Genomic DNA, 15,736 nt, shown 5'->3' with positions numbered 1-15,736 from the left:
CTCCCTCGGTTCCGGCCCCGTTTCTTTTGTGGCGTGTTTTTGACGGAGATGCGGATAGCCAGCCAGCCGCCGCCCGGTTATGCCCCGCAGGGGGCGCATTCGAAGCAAGGAAGTTTGCGATGAAGCAGGTTGCGTTGGCTATGATTCTGGCGCTGGTGGCGCCGGTTGCGGCAAATGCCGCCGATACGGGTGCGGTTGCGGCGACGACCGCGGCGAAGTTCACGATCGATACGCCGATTCAGGACATCGTTGCCAACGAGCAGGGCAAGGCCGTGATCGAGCGGAATTTCCCCGGCCTGACCGCGCGGCCGGAATACGAGATGTTCAAGGCAATCAGCCTCAAGGCGCTGCAGCCCTATTCCAGCGGCAAGATCACCGACGAAATGCTGGCCAAGACGCAAAGCGAACTCGCCGCGATCCAGTAAGGGCGTCCGACAGCCCATTGATGATGGCCCCCATCGGGTGCGGAAACAATTGGCGCTTTCATTGCCATAACCTGTGCTCTAGGCTCGACATGCGATAACAAGACGCAGGTGGAGAGTATGGGGCGCAGGATGCTGAAAGGGCTGGCCGTGGTGCTGGCGGCTGGTTGCTGTTCGGGTGGTTCGGCGGCATTCGCCCAGACGGCCGCCGCCCGGGCTGCCGATCCGCCCAGCGCGACGACAAGGGCGGTCAATGAGGCCGCGCGCGCCGCCGCGCCGTTTCAGGACCGGCGTGATTATGACTTCGCCGCGCGCGGTTTCGTGGCGACGCGCAAGGACCCGCTGATCCGCGCCGCCGACGGGCGTGTGGTGTGGGATCTCAATACCTTCAGCTTCGTCGAAGCCCCGGCGCCGGATACGGTCAACCCCAGCCTGTGGCGCCATGCACAGGTGCTTTCGCGCGCTGGGCTGTTCAAGGTTTCCGACCGCATCTGGCAGGTGCGCGGGTTCGATATCGCCAACGTGACCTTCGTGAAGGGCGACAAGGGCTGGATCGTGATCGATCCGCTGACGGCGGACGAAACAGCCCGCGCGGCCTATGATCTCGTGACCGAACAACTTGGCAAGCGGCCAGTCAGCGCGATCATCTATACCCATTCGCATATCGACCACTTCGGCGGCGCGGGTGGCATTCTGCCTTTCGCGGTGCCAGACGTGCCGATCCTGGCGCCGCAAGGCTTCACCGACGCGGCGGTGGGTGAAAACGTGATCGCCGGCCCGGCCATGGCGCGCCGCGCGATCTATCAGTTCGGGCTGACGCTGCCCAAGGGACCCACCGGCAACATGGGTTCGGGGATCGGCATGGCCGTGGCACCCGGCACGCAGGGGCTTGTTCCGCCCAATCGCGAAATCGCGAAAACCGGCACGGAGATCGTGCTCGACGGGGTGAAGCTGCGCTTTCAGGTGACGCCGGGCACGGAAGCCCCGGCCGAAATGAACATCGGCTTCCCGGACTGGAAAGTGGCCGATCTTGCCGAAAACGCCAATGTCACCCAGCACAACATCCTGACCCCGCGCGGTGCGGTGGTGCGCAACGCCAAGGCGTGGGCGCAGGGGCTGACAGAGGCGATCGATTTCTTCGCCGGTGCCGACGTGATGATTACCAGCCACGGCTGGCCGCGCTTCGGGGCGGCGGAAATCACCGACTTTCTCGGCAAGCACCGCGATGCCTATGCGTACCTGCACGACCAGACCGTGCGGCTGATGAATCAAGGCCTGACGGGCGATGAGATCGCCGCGAAGCTGACGCTGCCGAAGGCGTTGCAGCAGGAATGGTACGACCGGCCCTACTACGGTTCGCTCAGCTTCAACGCGCGCGCAGTCTATCAATTCTACATGGGCTGGTACGATGGCAACCCGGTGCATCTCGCTCCGTTGCCGCCCGAGGAAGGCGGCCGCCGTTATGTCGAGGCGCTGGGCGGCGCGGCGCGGGTGCGGCAGCTGGCGCAGGCGGCCTATGACAAGGGTGACTATGCCTGGGCAGCGGAACTGCTCAACCGCGCGGTCTTTGCCGATGCCGGTGACACCGCCGCGCGCGATTTGCTGGCGCGCTGCTATCAGCAACTCGCGTGGCAGAGCGAGAACTCGCTGTGGCGCAACATGTACCTGACGGGCGCGAGCGAATTGCGCGGGGCGCAGCCTCCGGCCGCATCCGCCATCTCGCCCGGAATCGCCGGCTCGCTGACGCCGGACCAGTTGTTCGATGTGCTCTCGGTCCGCTTTGCGGCCGAGAAGGCCGGCGATGCGAAGCTGCGTCTGGCGTTCGTGTTCCCCGACCGGAATGCGCAAGTGACGGTCACGGTCGGCAACGGCGTGCTGGTCCACCGGCCGGGCGTGGTCGGTACGCCCGATGCAACGCTGACGATCAAGTACGCCGATCTCGTCGCGGCGCTGCTCCGCGGCCAGCCGCTCGCGCCCAAGATCGCCTCGGGCGAAGCCAGGATCGAAGGGCAAATGGCCGCGTTCGCGCAATTGGTGAGCTGGATAGACAAACCGACGCCGCCGTTCGCGATCGTCACGCCATGACGGCACCGGAAGGAGAAGGATGATGACTGTTCGCAGAAAGAGTGCCGTTGGAGCATGTGCCGCCGCGCTGGCCTTCGCGCTTCCCTCCGCCGCCGTGCTTGCACAGGCCGCGCCGGCCGCTACCGCTGCGCCGGCCCGCGAGGCTGAGATCGCCCGGGAAGCCTACAGCTACCTTTACCCGCTGGTGGTGATGGACGTGACGCGGCGGCAGGCGACGCAGAAGGGCGCGACCGGCATGGGCGCACCGGTCAACACGTTCCATCATAACCAGGCGTTCCCGCCGGGTGATTTCCGCGCGGTGGTGCGGCCCAATTTCGATACGCTCTATTCGAGCGCCTGGCTGGATCTGGCGGATGGGCCGATCCTGCTGACGATCGGGAACACGCAGGGGCGGTACTACATGCTACCGCTCTACGACATGTGGACTGATACCTTCGCGGTGCCGGGCAGCGAAACGCTGGCGCCGGAAGGCGGCCGGTTTGCCGTAGTCGCGCCCGGCTGGAAGGGCGCGTTGCCAAAGGGCGTGGAGCGGATCGATTCCCCCACGCGCTATGTCTGGATCATCGGCCGGGTGCAGACGAACGGCCCCGCCGACTATCCCTTCGTGCACCGGATCCAGCAGGCGTTTGCGCTGGCCCCGCTAAACCCCGGCGCGAAGGGACCGGCGCGCGCGGCTGATGTGCCCGTTCCGGCGGACAAATCGCCCGTGGCCATCGTCAACACGATGAGCGCGGCGGAATTCTACGAAACGGCAATGCGGCTGATGGTGGACAATCCGCCGCACTTCAACGACCAGCCCCAGTTGGCGCGGCTGGGCATGGTGGGCCTGCGGGCCGGGCAGGGGTTCCGCTTCGCTGGTCTTGTGCCGTCCGTGCAGCAGGCCCTGACCCAGGCCAAGGCGCAGGGGCCGGCCAATCTGCTCCGCTATGTCGGACAGGCCGGACGGCAGCGCGATAGCTGGCGCACGATGACGACCTCGATCGGCTCCTATGGCGTCGATTACGACCAGCGCGCGGCGGTGGCTCTGACTGGCCTGGGTGCCAACCATCCCGTCGACGCCATCTACCCGCGCGCGGCGGCCGACAAGGATGGCAAGCCGCTGGACGGGGCTAACCGCTATGTCGTGCATTTCAAGGCCGGCCAGTTGCCGCCGGTCCGCGCGTTCTGGTCGCTGACGGCGTACAACAAGGAAAGCTATACCGATCCGAACGCGATCGACCGCTATGCCATCGGCGATCGCGACAAGCTGTCCTTCAACACCGACGGCTCGCTCGACCTCTATCTCCAGGCGGATGATCCGGGAGCGGATAAGCGCTCCAACTGGCTGCCGGTGCCGCGCGGGCCGTTCGACATGAACCTGCGGCTCTACAGCCCGAAGCCCGAAGCGCTGTCCGGCGATTGGCCGATGCCGGTGGTGGAACGGTTGCCCTGAGGAGCGACGCCGGCCCGATTGCACCGGCGATCGCTGCTTGTCACAGCGGCGAACGCCGGCTCCGATCGGTCGGATTATTTCACCAGGTGCGCGCTCTGGATGGTCAGCGCGAACAGCGCGGTCAGCGCGTCGGAAATGCTCTGGTCGGTCGATACCGTATAGACCAGCGGCGTTCCGTCGCGCGCTGCGGAGGCGCACTTCTGGAGCGCCGGCAGCACGTTGGTCAGATAGGGGGCGACATTGGATTGCGACCAGGAATCCCCTGTCAGCGCATCGGGCAGGTATTCCGTGTAGAGAATCGCGATCTTGATGCCGCGGTTCTTGATGGCGGTGCAGTTGGTGAAGTGCGCGGTCGTCAGCTCACGGTTCCAGCGGCTTGATCCGATCTGCTCGTCGGTCACGCCGTCGGTGATGATGAACAGCACTTCCTGCGGTTTGGCGGTCGTGGTCCCGTCGCCCGGATTGGGCATCGTCGAGTTCATGGCGGAAAGCATATTGTTGAACTCGGTCGCCTTGTCGTTGATGTTGGTCGACGATGTCGGCTTGCCGTTGGCGTACCAGAAGTCGGTCGTGCTATCGAGATCGGGGATGTTGGACGTCGTCATGTTCTGGACGTCCGTCATCGAGGTGTGGGTGGTGACCGGTGTCGAATAGCCCGGATGCGTCCAGTCGAAGCTGAACACCTGCATCTTGTAGGTAACGTTGTTCTTCGTCGCCATGTTCTGCGCGAAGGGAATGAGATCCTGTGCCGCCAGCGTCTCGGCGCCGATGCGCAGCGGGATGGGGGATGCGGTGGGATAGAGCGTGGTATAGTTGTGCGTCAGCCAGTAACCGTCGGCATAAAACCCGGTGATGGATTTCGACTGGTTGCTGAGATTCTTGTACGTAAACGAGAACCTGTTGCTGGCTACCGAAACGGATGTTCCGATCTTGGTGCCGCTTTGATCGTACAGGTTCTTGGAACTGTCGATCTGATACCAGGTCTTGTACCCGGTATTGCCCGAATTGTAGTAATTCCCGTCCAGGAATACGTCACGGCTGTTGGATGTCTTGATGTTGATGCCGTCGGCACGCGGGTCCTGCGCGTGGCACGCGAAGGCGCAGCCGGTGGCAGTGCGGATGGAGGTAAGGCCGCTCGAGGTCGAGGGCAGCAGCATCGATGGCGATTTGTCCATCGTCAGGAAGAAGTTGATGTGCGGGGCCTGCGCCGCGTTGGCGGTCGAGGACCCGGCGATGGGCAGCGTGGCATAGCCCAGGATGCCGCCGAACAGGTTCACCGATTTCGCGGTGTAGCTCACCACGATCGTGCGGCCGCTGTTGAGCGCGCCGGTATCGACCAGGCTGACGGTGAGATCGGTGGAGGCGTTGAACTGGATGTCCTGCAGCCCGCTGACCTGCGAAATGAAGATCTGGCGGGCGGCCGCCAGCGCGGTATCGGTCGATTGCTGCATCAGCGTGGCGTTGGTTCCGGCCAGCGCCGCCGCGTCCGCCGCCGCGTTCATGCGCGTCTGCTGCGTTTGCGCGCGGCCATAGTCGATGCCCATACCCACAGCGAACAGCATCGGGATCAGCAGCGCGGCCATCATGATGAGCACGTTGCCCTGGCTGTCATCGCGCAGCCGGCGCGCGGTTTCGCGCAGCGAATGGAACAGTCGCATGGGGGGCAGCCTCATCACTGGAGGGGAATCTGATCGGACAGGCGCGGAAGCATGAAAATCCGATCGTTCATGGTGATCGTTGAGATGAATCCCAGGCCGAATTGCGGCGTGTAGGGATACGAAACCTCGCCCATCAGGAAATAGGCGCCGGGCTTGTTCGGTGTCACCGTCTTGTCGGGCAGCATCGCCTGGGGCACCAGGTTGGTGGTCAGCGTAACCGAATTGCCCACCGTCAGCGGTGTCCAGTTGGAGGTCGATTTGCTCCACACCACCTTGGCGGTGTTGGCATCGACGACCTGCACCTCGCTCACGCGGATCTGGGCGATGCTGTTGTCATACGGGCTGAGCACCATCGCGCTCGATCCCATGATCGTCTGCAGGTCGGCCGAGGACACGGCGCCATAGCGCGAGACGAGATCGGTCACCGCGCGGGCGGACCGCGTGACCTTGCGGTTGCAGGTGATCGCGTCGCTGATCACGTAGGCGCCCAGATACAGCAGGATCAGCACCGGCAGGCAGATGGCGAATTCCACCAGCGCCACGCCGCGCGCATCGCGGGCAAGGCGGCGTACCGTAGCGCTCAGGCGGCGCAGGAGCGGCATCGGGCGCATCAGTAACCCTCCGTCTTCATGACCGAGGTTGCCAGCAACATGCGCTGCGAACCGGGGCGGTTGGACAGGTCGAAGCCCAGCGGGCCGGCCAGCGTGGGCCAGTTGTAGATCAGCCGCACCACCACCACCGCGCCCTGCGTCCCCGGGGTATAGGCGAAGGTATTGGTGATGTTGCCGTTGGAATCATAGGTGAAGGTCGGCAACGCGGTGTTGGCCGACGAGAAATTGGTGACGTTGGTCACGTCGACATAGAGCCGGCTGCACTGCAGGAACGTGGGCAGGGAAGCGCAGGCGGCCTCCTTGAACTGCTGCTGCGGCGTCTTGGTAACGTTGCCCTGCGCGTCCTTGACCCCGGTGAAGTTCTGTTGCGCCTGCCCGGTCAGGATGAGGCGGGCGGATGTTTCGGTGGCGGTTTCCAGGCCCTGCTGCGCGAAATACATCACCGCGATCTCGAAAATGGCGACGATCATCGCGATCAGGACCGGCGCCACCAGCGCGAACTCCAGCGCGGTTGCCCCGCGCACATCGCGCAGAACCGCCGCGCGAAACGCGGCGCGCCACCGTCTGATTGTCCAACCGCGGACCATTCCCCATTCTCCGAGCCCAGTAATGCAGGCTCAGATTAGAGGGTCAGCCTTAAGGCGTGGTAAACTTGCGGGCGGCGAATAAGGGCCGTTTCGGAGGGGATGGGCGTGGCGCGGATAACGCCTGCCGGATGCTAGGCTGCCATGCCGATACGGCCGCGCCGTGCCCTGCGGTGGAGCGGAAAATCATGTTTCGGCAAATGCGTGTTGAGATTTCGTTCCGGCCGCTGCGGAGGAAGGGTGGTTCGAAACCATGCTCTGCGGGCCGTTAACGTTGGCGTACCAACTGGTGCCGGGGCGGGACGCGCGGGAAAACCGCTGCGGTCCGTCGGTTAAAGAGCGGAAGATGGTGGACGCACTAGGGCTCGAACCTAGGACCCGCTGATTAAGAGTCAGCTGCTCTACCAACTGAGCTATGCGTCCATTCCCGTGTGGGAAGCGCTCCCCATAGCGATTTCTGCCGCGCTGCCAAGCCCTGAATGGTGTTTTTCAGGCAAGCCCGCTGCCGCTTCGGCGGCTCCAGCGGTCCACCGCCATGATCGTGCCGATACAGATCATGTTGGTCATCATCGACGATCCGCCGTGGCTCATGAAGGGCAGGGGGATGCCCACCACCGGCGCAAGGCCCATCACCATCATCAGGTTGATGCAGGCATAGAAGAAGATCGTGGTGGTCATGCCCGCTGCCAGCAGGCGCGAAAAGCGGTCGGGTGCGTTCATCGCCACTTTCAGGCCCCAGCGCAGCACCACGGCGAAGATCGCCAGCACGAACAGGCCGCCCACCATGCCCCATTCCTCGGCCATCGTCGCGAAGACGAAATCGGTCTGCGCTTCGGGCAGGTAATCGAGGTGGCTTTGCGAACCGTGGCCGAAGCCCTTGCCGAAAAGCCCGCCCGATCCGATCGCGATTTTCGACTGGGTGATGTGATAGCCCGATCCCAGCGGATCGTTTTCCGGGTCCATGAACACCAGCACGCGCTTGCGCTGGTAATCGTGCAGCAGGGTGAAGAACGCCAGCGGCGCGACGATCAGCCCGGCGCCGACGCCGCCCAGGAACAGGCGCAGCGGCAGGCCGGCAAGGAACATGGTGACGACCGCGCCAAAGCTGATGGCCAGCCCGGTACCAAGGTCTGGCTGGAGCATGACGAGGCCGGCGGGAATGCCCAGCAGCACCGCCGCCGGCGCCACCGCGCGCCACCCGCGCGTTTCGCCCACCGGCAGCACGCTGTAGAACCAGGCCAGCACCAGCACGATACCCGGTTTCATCAGTTCGGACGGCTGGAGCGTCATGAAGCCCAGATTGAGCCAGCGCTGGCTGCCGCCGCCGATCCCGCCGATCAGTTCCACCAGCACCAGCAGCACGCACAGGCCGGCATAGATCGGCAAGGCGGCGCGTTTGAACCAGTCCTGCGGCACCCGCGCGATCAGCATGGCGAGCGCCAGGAACACGCAGAAGCGCAGCACGTGGGTCAGCGCCCAGGGCTGGAGATGCCCACCTGCCGCCGAATAGAGCACGAAGCCGCCGAACACGACCAGCATCGCCAGCGGCAGCAGCACGCGCCACGGCTGGCGGGCGATGGCGGCGGGAACATAGGCGCGGGGCATCGGCGGGGCCTCTATTGCGCGCCGGACGTGGCGGGAGTGGCGGGAGTGGCGGGTGCCGGAGCGGTGCCCGGTGCCGGCCGCGGCGATGCGCCCTGCGCCGGCGTGCCCGGTTCGGGCGTCGTCGGCTCGGGCGGAGGCGGCGCGGCGTCGGTCTGCGCGGCGGTCGGTTCGGGCACCGGCTTGTTTTCGGCCGCGACTTCCTGCGCCACTTGCGCGTCGTCGGCCGCCTTGGGTGCGGAAGCGCCGTACTGCGCGGCATAGGCGTCGTACCGGGCCGCCATGCGCTGTTGCACGTTGCCGCCCCACTGCTTTTCGAAGCCTTCGAGCACTTCCAGCGCCTTGCCCGGATCGAACAGGAACGTCATCACGTCGCGCGCGATGGGATAGGCCGCGCCCGAACCACCGCCGTGCTCGATGGCGACGGCGCAGGCATAGCGCGGCTTGTCGAACGGGGCGAAGCAGATGAAGTGGCCGTGGTCACGGTGCTTCCACAGCCCGCCCTTGCCGTTGCCGATGTTGAGGCCGACGACCTGCGCCGTGCCGGTCTTGCCCGCCATCTGCACGTTGGGAATGGGCAGGCGCGCCTTGCCGGCGGTGCCACGCCCGTTGACGACTTCGTTCATCGCCGCGTGGATGTAATCGAGGTGTTCCTGCTTGAAGCCCATGGACTTGGGTTGAGGCGCGTGCCGGTCGAGCAGCAGGCGCGGCATCAGTTCGAGGCCGGAGGCGATGCGCGAGGCCATGACCGCCTGCTGCAGCGGGTTTACCAGCATGTATCCCTGCCCGATGGTGGCGTTCACCGTGTCGTAGATCGCCCAGGGCTGCTTGTACTTGCGCAGCTTCCACGCGGGATCGGGCACCGTGCCATAGGATTGCCCGGCGACGGGCAGCGGAAATTCCTGTCCCAGCCCCAGCCGCTTCGCCATCGCTGCGATCACGTCCATGCCCATCTGTTGCGCGAAGTGATAGAAGTACACGTCGCACGACTGGTAGATGCCCTTGGCCATGTTGGTAGCGCCATGGCCACGGTGGTTCCAGCAGTGGAACACGCGGTTGCCCACGCGCAGGCCGCCCGCGCAGTTGACCGAGGCATTTGGATCGAGCCCCGCTTCGAGGAACGACAGCGCGACCATCGGCTTCACGGTCGAGCCCGGCGGATAAAGCCCGCGCAGAACCTTGTTGCGCAAGGGCACATGGTCGTCGTCCGACAGCATCTTCCATTCGATGCGCCCGATGCCGTCGGAGAAGCTGTTGGGATCGAAGCTGGGCATCGAGGCCATGGCCAGCACATCGCCGGTCAGGCAGTCGATCACCACGACCGACCCGGATTCCAGGCCGATGCGGCGCGAGGCATAGTCCTGCAACGGGCCGTTGATGGTGAGCTGGATCGGCTTGCCCGGCACGTCCTCGCGCGTGCCCAGATCGCGCACCACGCGCCCGCTGGCGGTGGCTTCCACGCGCCGCGCGCCGGGCACGCCGCGCAGGCGCGTCTCGAAATACTTCTCCAGCGCGTCCTTGCCGATCTTGAAGCCGGGCGTGATCAGCAGCGGGTTGCGTTCACGCTCGTAGTCCTCGGCCGAAGCGGGGCCGACATAGCCGACCAGATGCCCCACGGTCGCGCCGGTGGGATAGAACCGCGAATAGCCGCGTTGCGGCACCACGCCCGGCAGTTCGGGCAGGCGCACGCTGACGGCGGCGAATTTGTCCCAGTTGAGATTGGCGGCGACTTCGACGGGCTGGAACCCGCGCGATTTGTCCAGCTTGTCGTGGATGTCGCCCACCTTGTCGGGCGAAAGGTCGAGCAGCGAGGCGAGCGTGGCCAGCGTCTTGTCCGCGTCCACGACCCGGTCGGGAATCAGGTCGACGCGGAAGTCGGCGCGGTTCGATGCCAGCGCCGCGCCATTGCGATCGAGAATCCAGCCGCGCCGCGGCGGAATCAGCGTCAGGTTGACGCGGTTGCTCTCCGACGCCGCCTTGTACTTCTCGTTCTGCGCGATCGAGAGGTAGCCGAGCCGCATCGCGAGCAGCACGCCGATGCCGCCCATGGCCGATCCGAGCACGAAGGTGCGGCGGTTGAAGGTGTCGGTCAGCCGGGCCGAACTCATCGGCAGTTGCTGTCTCGCCACGCTCAGATTCTCCGCAGCGGCAGCAGGCGCACCCGGTCGAGCAGGGCGACGATCCGGGTGATGACGGGGAACAGGAACACGCTCAGCAGCAATTGCGGGCCGATCGAAAGCGGCAGCGGATAGCCGGCGGCAAAGCCCGCGAAACTGGCGGCAAGAAACAGATAGCCGGCCAGCAGCGCGCTGCCCGCGAGCCAGTCCTGCAGAAAGCCCCGCCAGAGGAACCGTTCGTCGATCACTTCCATCGCCAGCATGGTCAGTGACCACAGGATGATCGCGCTGCCGAACGGCTGTCCGCTGAACAGATCGTCGATGGCGCCCAGTGGCAAGCCGACCCACACCGGCAGCATGCCGGGCCGCAGCATGCGCCAGGCCAGCAGCATCATGTAGGAAAATGGCGGGAGCAGGGGTGCGGACGCGATCACCGGGGAAAAGGTTGCCATCGAGGCCAGGATGATCGACGCCCACGGAATGCCCACCGCAAGGACCGGCGATGGCGCGCGGTTGATGCGGTTGCGCACGATGTCCTCGGCGCGGGCAGGAAAGCGGGGCAGCATCATTCCGGCTTACTGGTCGCCCGGGTCGCGCGGCGGGCCAGCGGCTTTCTCGCTTTCGCTCAGCGCTGCCTGGGCGGCAGGCTGAAAGCTCGGGAACACCAGCACGTAGTCCACGTCCGCAGGATCGCTGGCAAGGTGGCCGACGGCCCCGTCATGATGCGGATCGGTGGCGATCGCGACCGGAATGTTGGGCGGATAGAGGCCGCCCGATCCGGAGGTCACGAAAACGTCGCCCTTGTGAACGGGGTTTACGCCTGAATTGATCAAGCGGATTTCGATCCGGCCGTTGGCGGCACCCTGCACGAAGGCCGGCAGACCATCGGTGGCGCGGCGCACGGGCACGACGTTGTCCGGGTCTGTCACGAGCAGAACGCGTGCCGTATCGCGCCCGGTTTCGACAATCCGGCCGATCAGTCCGGTGGAAGATCGCACGGGCATCCCGGGGCGCAGCCCGGTCGAGGAGCCGATCGACAGCACGGCGAAGCGCCGTGCGCTGGCCGCGGTGGAGCCGATAAGGCGGCCGGCGGCAATCGGCCGCACCTGGGGATCGATGATACCGAGCAGCGCTTTCAGACGCGCGTTTTCGGTTTGCACCGCGCGCATGGTCACCGCGTCGGCGCGCGCGGCTTCCACCTCGCGCCGCAGCGCGGCGTTCTGCCTTCCGGCGTTGAAATAGGCGCCGACGGCGGCAAACACGCCCTGGCCGGTGGCGCGGGATTCGGCGCTAGCCTGCCCGATCGGCCGCGCTATCTCGCTCGCGCCTGATCGCGCAAAGGCAAACGCCTCGGGGTTGAACAACGATACGATGAGCAGCACGGCGCCGACCACGACGCCAAGAATGGCGACGACGTAGCCTGTGAAGATCCCGTACTGCGCCCTGCGCGAAAAGCCCGGGCGCCGGTCCTGTGACCGCGCCATGTCCGTTATTCCCTACCGTTCCCGCCGCTGTCCGCCGGCCGGTGCCGGCTTGCTTCCATGCAGCAACGGGATGAACCTGCCATTACGCGGTCATCAGCACGCCGCGATAGATCGGATCTTCCATCGCGCGGCCGGTGCCCAGCGCCACGCAGGACAGCGGGTCTTCGGCGACGCTCACCGGCAGGCCGGTTTCCTCGCGCAGATGCTCGTCCAGCCCGCGGATCAGCGCGCCGCCGCCGGTCAGCACGATGCCCTGATCGACGATGTCCGCTGCGAGTTCCGGCGCGGTGTTTTCCAGCGCGATGCGCACGCCTTCGACGATCGCGCCAATCGGTTCGGACAGCGCTTCGGCCACGTTGGCCTGGGTGATCGTGATTTCCTTGGGCACACCGTTGACGAGATCGCGGCCCTTGATGTGGATGGTTTCGCCCACGCCGTCGGCTGGGATCGTGGCGATGCCGTAATCCTTCTTGATCCGTTCGGCCGTGGCTTCACCGATCAGCAGGTTGTGATGGCGGCGGACATAGCTGACGATGGCTTCGTCCATCTTGTCGCCACCCACGCGCACGCTGGTGGTATAGGCAAGGCCACGCAGCGACAGCACGGCGACTTCCGTGGTGCCGCCGCCGATATCGACCACCATCGAACCGACCGGCTCGGTCACCGGCATGTCCGCGCCGATCGCGGCCGCCATCGGTTCCAGGATCAGGAACACCTGACTGGCGCCGGCGTTGGAGGCGGCATCGCGAATCGCGCGACGTTCGACCGAGGTCGAGCCCGAAGGCACGCAGATCACGATTTCCGGATAGCGCAGCAGGCTCTTCTTGCCGTGCACCTTCTGGATGAAGTGCTTGATCATGGCTTCGGCCACTTCGATGTCTGCGATCACGCCATCGCGCATCGGACGGATCGCCTCGATGTTGTCCGGCGTCTTGCCCATCATCATCTTCGCGTCATCGCCGACGGCCTTCACCTTCTTGACGCCGTTGATCGTCTCGATCGCGACGACGGAAGGCTCGTTCAGCACGATCCCGCGATCCTGTACGTAGACCAGCGTATTCGCCGTTCCGAGGTCGATCGCGATGTTCTGGGAACCGAACTTGAAGAATCGGGAAAGCATCGAAGCCATCAGGAAATCCGTATGAATCTGCGGGTTGGAACGCGGGCACGCGCCAACCCCAACCAAATGAGTGCCCGGGAAGCCCGGCTCATTAGCGCATGATTTGCGCAAAACCCATAGGTTTATGCTGCGTTTGCGGGATAACTTCTCCACTTGGCTCGAAAAAGCGCGGGTCCATCGCTAGTAATGTCTGGGCGTGCCGGAATCCCGACGCTGGCACGGCCCTGAACAAAGCTTTGATGATGCCCACGATCCGCCGCCTTCCCGATACTCTGGTCAACCGCATCGCCGCTGGCGAAGTGGTGGAACGGCCGGCCAGCGCGCTCAAGGAACTGGTCGAAAACGCCATCGATGCGGGCGCCACGCAAGTCCATGTCCGGCTGGGCGAGGGCGGGCTTTCGCTGATCGAGGTGACGGACGATGGCTGCGGGATGCGCGCGGACGAGATTGCGCTGGCGCTGGAGCGCCACGCCACGTCCAAGCTGCCCGACGAATCGATCGAACTGGTCGAAACGCTGGGCTTCCGGGGAGAGGCGCTGCCTTCCATCGCCAGCGTCGCGCGCGTCACCATCGAGAGCCGCGCGCGAGAGACCGGCGATGCTTGGAAACGCGTGGTCGATCATGGGGCGCTGGTGTCCGATGGCCCTGCCGCGCTGCCGCCCGGAACGCGCGTGCGGGTGGAAGACCTGTTCGGCAAGATTCCGGCGCGGCGCAAGTTCCTGCGCTCGGCGCGGGCCGAATGGGCGGCTTCGCTCGATGTCGTGCGCCGGCTGGCCATGGCACGCCCGGAAGTGGGCTTCACGCTGGAGCACGACGGCCGCCGCGCGCTGCAGGTGCAGCCGGGCGATTCGCTCGAGGCGCGCGTTGCGCAGCTGGTTGCGCGCGAGCTGGCCGGCAACGCGGTGACGGTCGATCTGGTGCGCGGCGATTTCCACCTGACCGGTGTGGCCGGCCTGCCGACCTACAACCGCGGCGTGGCCGATCACCAGTATCTGTTCGTCAACGGCCGCCCGGTGAAGGACCGCCTGCTGATCGGCGCGGTGCGCGGCGCCTATGCCGACATGCTGGCGCGCGACCGGCACGCGGTGCTGGCGCTGTTTCTCGACGTGCCGCCGACCGAGGTCGACGTGAACGTCCACCCGGCCAAGACCGAGGTTCGCTTTCGCGATCCCGCGCTGGTGCGGGGGATGGTGGTGACCGGCCTGCGCACGGCGCTGGCAAGCGGGGACCAGCGCTCCGCGCAGGCCCCTTCCGAAACCGCGATGCGTGCCTGGCAGGCCGAACCGATTGCCGCGCTCCCGGGGGCGGCACCAGGGCCGGAGCCGCTGTTTCCCGCCCCGGCCGAACGGCAAGGCAGCATCTTCGCCTCCCCGGCATGGCGGCCAGAACCGCGGGTCAGCGATGCCGGGCAGGCGTGGCGCGGGTACGAGGCCACGGTCATGGCCCCGCCTGTCGCCCGCGCCGAAGCCGCCGAGGATGCCGTGCCGGAGCCGGTAGAGCATCCGCTGGGTGTGGCCCGCGGGCAGGTCGCCAACACCTATATCGTGGCGGAGGCGGCGGACGGGCTGGTGATCGTCGATCAGCACGCGGCGCACGAACGGTTGGTGCTGGAACGCCTGCGCGCGGCGGGAGCGGGGGCCAGCGCGGGGGAGGGCAGTGCGCCCAGCCAGGCGCTGCTGATCCCCGAAGTGGTCGAGCTTGAGGAAACCGATTGCGATCGGCTGGAGGAAGCCGCACCGAAGCTGGCTGAATATGGCCTCGCGCTCGAACGCTTCGGTCCGGGTGCCGTGCTGGTCCGCGCGGTGCCGGCGGCGCTTGCCAAGGGCAATCCCGAAGCGCTGGTGCGCGACGTGGCCGACGATCTTGCCCAGAACGGCGACGCGCTGCTGCTGGGCGAACGGCTCGACCTCGTGCTGGCGACCATGGCCTGCCATGGCTCGGTCCGCGCCGGGCGCGTCCTGTCCGTCGCCGAAATGAACGCATTGTTGCGCGAAATGGAAGTGACGCCGCGCTCTGGCCAGTGCAATCATGGGCGGCCGACGTGGGTGAAGCTTGCCCATGGCGATATCGAGAAACTGTTCGGGAGAAAGTGATGCGCGGGATCGTTGCCGGAGCGGCAGTGCTCGTTCTGCTGGCTGCCTGCTCCAGCCAGACGCCGGCGGAAAAGGCGGCCGAGGATGCGCGGGCCATTGCCCAGGTGGAAGCGGCGCAGCGCAATGGCCAGCCGCCGGTGAAGCCGATCGATCCGCAACCGATCATGTTCTTCGACATCCGCGACGGGAAGCTGACCGGCACCGGCTGCAACTTCGTGGCCGATGGCGGCGGCATGGGCGCGATCCTGCTGGCGCAGGATGAACGCGGCGTGATGAAGCTCGACGGCAAGCTGGTAGTCTTCGCGTCGGACAAGGGCAGCACGCAACTGCCGCAGGGCGCCTGGTCGCGCTATTCGGGGAAGGAATATGCCCTCACGCTGACCCGCATCGACGATGGCAAGGCGGTGAAGAACGGCCTTGTCGATCTGTTCAGCGGGCAGGTGGTGGTGACCGATCCGTTCGACCGGGTAGTCTACAAGGCGCGCGGCAACGTCCAGTGCAAGCCGATGTAACAACACCGCCCGCTCC

Annotated in this window: 13 protein-coding genes and 1 tRNA gene; 5 read left to right on the top strand and 9 right to left on the bottom strand. The window is 65.9% G+C overall.

Features of this window, described 5'->3' with window-relative positions:
- Window positions 1–119 precede the first annotated feature (119 nt).
- From NMD1_RS18120 to NMD1_RS18110, 3 genes are all read left to right on the top strand, one after another.
- Entirely contained in the window at window positions 120–425 is a 306-nt protein-coding gene (locus tag NMD1_RS18120) for a hypothetical protein (RefSeq protein ID WP_124809087.1), read from the top strand.
- A gap of 117 nt (window positions 426–542) precedes the next feature.
- Entirely contained in the window at window positions 543–2,507 is a 1,965-nt protein-coding gene (locus NMD1_RS18115) for an alkyl/aryl-sulfatase (protein ID WP_125956215.1), read from the top strand.
- 22 nt (window positions 2,508–2,529) lie between these two features.
- On the top strand, window positions 2,530–3,939 hold the full coding sequence (locus tag NMD1_RS18110) for a DUF1254 domain-containing protein (protein ID WP_158454005.1): 1,410 nt from the start codon (window positions 2,530–2,532) through the stop codon (window positions 3,937–3,939).
- Between the two features lie 74 nt (window positions 3,940–4,013).
- Here the strand turns inward: NMD1_RS18110 and NMD1_RS18105 are convergent, their stop codons facing one another.
- From NMD1_RS18105 to NMD1_RS18065, 9 genes are all read right to left on the bottom strand, one after another.
- Window positions 4,014–5,597: a TadE/TadG family type IV pilus assembly protein gene (locus tag NMD1_RS18105; protein ID WP_158454004.1), complete on the bottom strand. Its 1,584-nt coding sequence runs from the start codon at window positions 5,595–5,597 to the stop codon at window positions 4,014–4,016.
- A gap of 14 nt (window positions 5,598–5,611) precedes the next feature.
- Complete coding sequence (locus tag NMD1_RS18100) at window positions 5,612–6,208, bottom strand: TadE/TadG family type IV pilus assembly protein (RefSeq protein ID WP_125956208.1); 597 nt, start codon at window positions 6,206–6,208, stop codon at window positions 5,612–5,614.
- The gene (locus NMD1_RS18095) at window positions 6,208–6,795 is read right to left on the bottom strand and encodes a TadE/TadG family type IV pilus assembly protein (RefSeq protein WP_125956206.1); all 588 of its coding nucleotides are present in this window, start codon (window positions 6,793–6,795) and stop codon (window positions 6,208–6,210) included. The genes NMD1_RS18100 and NMD1_RS18095 overlap by 1 nt, the downstream gene beginning before the upstream one ends.
- Before the next feature lie 344 nt (window positions 6,796–7,139).
- A tRNA-Lys gene (locus tag NMD1_RS18090) sits at window positions 7,140–7,215 on the bottom strand.
- Between the two features lie 66 nt (window positions 7,216–7,281).
- On the bottom strand, window positions 7,282–8,397 hold the full coding sequence (rodA, locus tag NMD1_RS18085; RefSeq protein ID WP_124809589.1) for a rod shape-determining protein RodA: 1,116 nt from the start codon (window positions 8,395–8,397) through the stop codon (window positions 7,282–7,284).
- A gap of 11 nt (window positions 8,398–8,408) precedes the next feature.
- The gene (gene mrdA, locus NMD1_RS18080; protein WP_125956834.1) at window positions 8,409–10,502 is read right to left on the bottom strand and encodes a penicillin-binding protein 2; all 2,094 of its coding nucleotides are present in this window, start codon (window positions 10,500–10,502) and stop codon (window positions 8,409–8,411) included.
- Window positions 10,503–10,525: 23 nt separating this feature from the next.
- On the bottom strand, window positions 10,526–11,080 hold the full coding sequence (gene mreD, locus NMD1_RS18075; RefSeq protein ID WP_125956203.1) for a rod shape-determining protein MreD: 555 nt from the start codon (window positions 11,078–11,080) through the stop codon (window positions 10,526–10,528).
- 6 nt (window positions 11,081–11,086) lie between these two features.
- Entirely contained in the window at window positions 11,087–11,995 is a 909-nt protein-coding gene (mreC, locus tag NMD1_RS18070) for a rod shape-determining protein MreC (protein ID WP_125956201.1), read from the bottom strand.
- Window positions 11,996–12,077: 82 nt separating this feature from the next.
- Entirely contained in the window at window positions 12,078–13,124 is a 1,047-nt protein-coding gene (locus tag NMD1_RS18065) for a rod shape-determining protein (RefSeq protein WP_125956198.1), read from the bottom strand.
- Window positions 13,125–13,357: 233 nt separating this feature from the next.
- Between NMD1_RS18065 and mutL the strand changes: the two genes are divergently transcribed.
- Together mutL and NMD1_RS18055 are read left to right on the top strand one after the other, a co-directional pair.
- Window positions 13,358–15,208 (top strand): DNA mismatch repair endonuclease MutL, encoded by a 1,851-nt coding sequence (mutL, locus tag NMD1_RS18060; RefSeq protein ID WP_125956832.1) that lies wholly within the window; start codon window positions 13,358–13,360, stop codon window positions 15,206–15,208.
- Window positions 15,208–15,720: a hypothetical protein gene (locus tag NMD1_RS18055; RefSeq protein ID WP_124809594.1), complete on the top strand. Its 513-nt coding sequence runs from the start codon at window positions 15,208–15,210 to the stop codon at window positions 15,718–15,720. Before mutL ends, NMD1_RS18055 begins: the two co-directional genes overlap by 1 nt.
- The last annotated feature ends 16 nt before the right edge of the window (window positions 15,721–15,736 follow it).

Source organism: Novosphingobium sp. MD-1, from assembly GCF_001014975.1.
Taxonomy (GTDB): Bacteria; Pseudomonadota; Alphaproteobacteria; order Sphingomonadales; family Sphingomonadaceae; genus Novosphingobium.
Note: the sequence above shows the minus strand (reverse complement) of the source record. Positions and strands in the feature narration are given on the sequence as shown.

Excerpts from the sequence above, each read along its gene's own strand:
- NMD1_RS18120 (WP_124809087.1), top strand. The coding sequence starts at position 120 with ATGAAGCAGGTTGCGTTGGCTATGATTCTGGCGCTGGTGGCGCCGGTT.
- NMD1_RS18115 (WP_125956215.1), top strand. The coding sequence starts at position 543 with ATGGGGCGCAGGATGCTGAAAGGGCTGGCCGTGGTGCTGGCGGCTGGT.
- NMD1_RS18110 (WP_158454005.1), top strand. The coding sequence starts at position 2,530 with ATGACTGTTCGCAGAAAGAGTGCCGTTGGAGCATGTGCCGCCGCGCTG.
- NMD1_RS18105 (WP_158454004.1), bottom strand. The coding sequence starts at position 5,597 with ATGCGACTGTTCCATTCGCTGCGCGAAACCGCGCGCCGGCTGCGCGAT.
- NMD1_RS18100 (WP_125956208.1), bottom strand. The coding sequence starts at position 6,208 with ATGCGCCCGATGCCGCTCCTGCGCCGCCTGAGCGCTACGGTACGCCGC.
- NMD1_RS18095 (WP_125956206.1), bottom strand. The coding sequence starts at position 6,795 with ATGGTCCGCGGTTGGACAATCAGACGGTGGCGCGCCGCGTTTCGCGCG.
- rodA (WP_124809589.1), bottom strand. The coding sequence starts at position 8,397 with ATGCCCCGCGCCTATGTTCCCGCCGCCATCGCCCGCCAGCCGTGGCGC.
- mrdA (WP_125956834.1), bottom strand. The coding sequence starts at position 10,502 with ATGAGTTCGGCCCGGCTGACCGACACCTTCAACCGCCGCACCTTCGTG.
- mreD (WP_125956203.1), bottom strand. The coding sequence starts at position 11,080 with ATGATGCTGCCCCGCTTTCCTGCCCGCGCCGAGGACATCGTGCGCAAC.
- mreC (WP_125956201.1), bottom strand. The coding sequence starts at position 11,995 with ATGGCGCGGTCACAGGACCGGCGCCCGGGCTTTTCGCGCAGGGCGCAG.
- NMD1_RS18065 (WP_125956198.1), bottom strand. The coding sequence starts at position 13,124 with ATGGCTTCGATGCTTTCCCGATTCTTCAAGTTCGGTTCCCAGAACATC.
- mutL (WP_125956832.1), top strand. The coding sequence starts at position 13,358 with ATGCCCACGATCCGCCGCCTTCCCGATACTCTGGTCAACCGCATCGCC.
- NMD1_RS18055 (WP_124809594.1), top strand. The coding sequence starts at position 15,208 with ATGCGCGGGATCGTTGCCGGAGCGGCAGTGCTCGTTCTGCTGGCTGCC.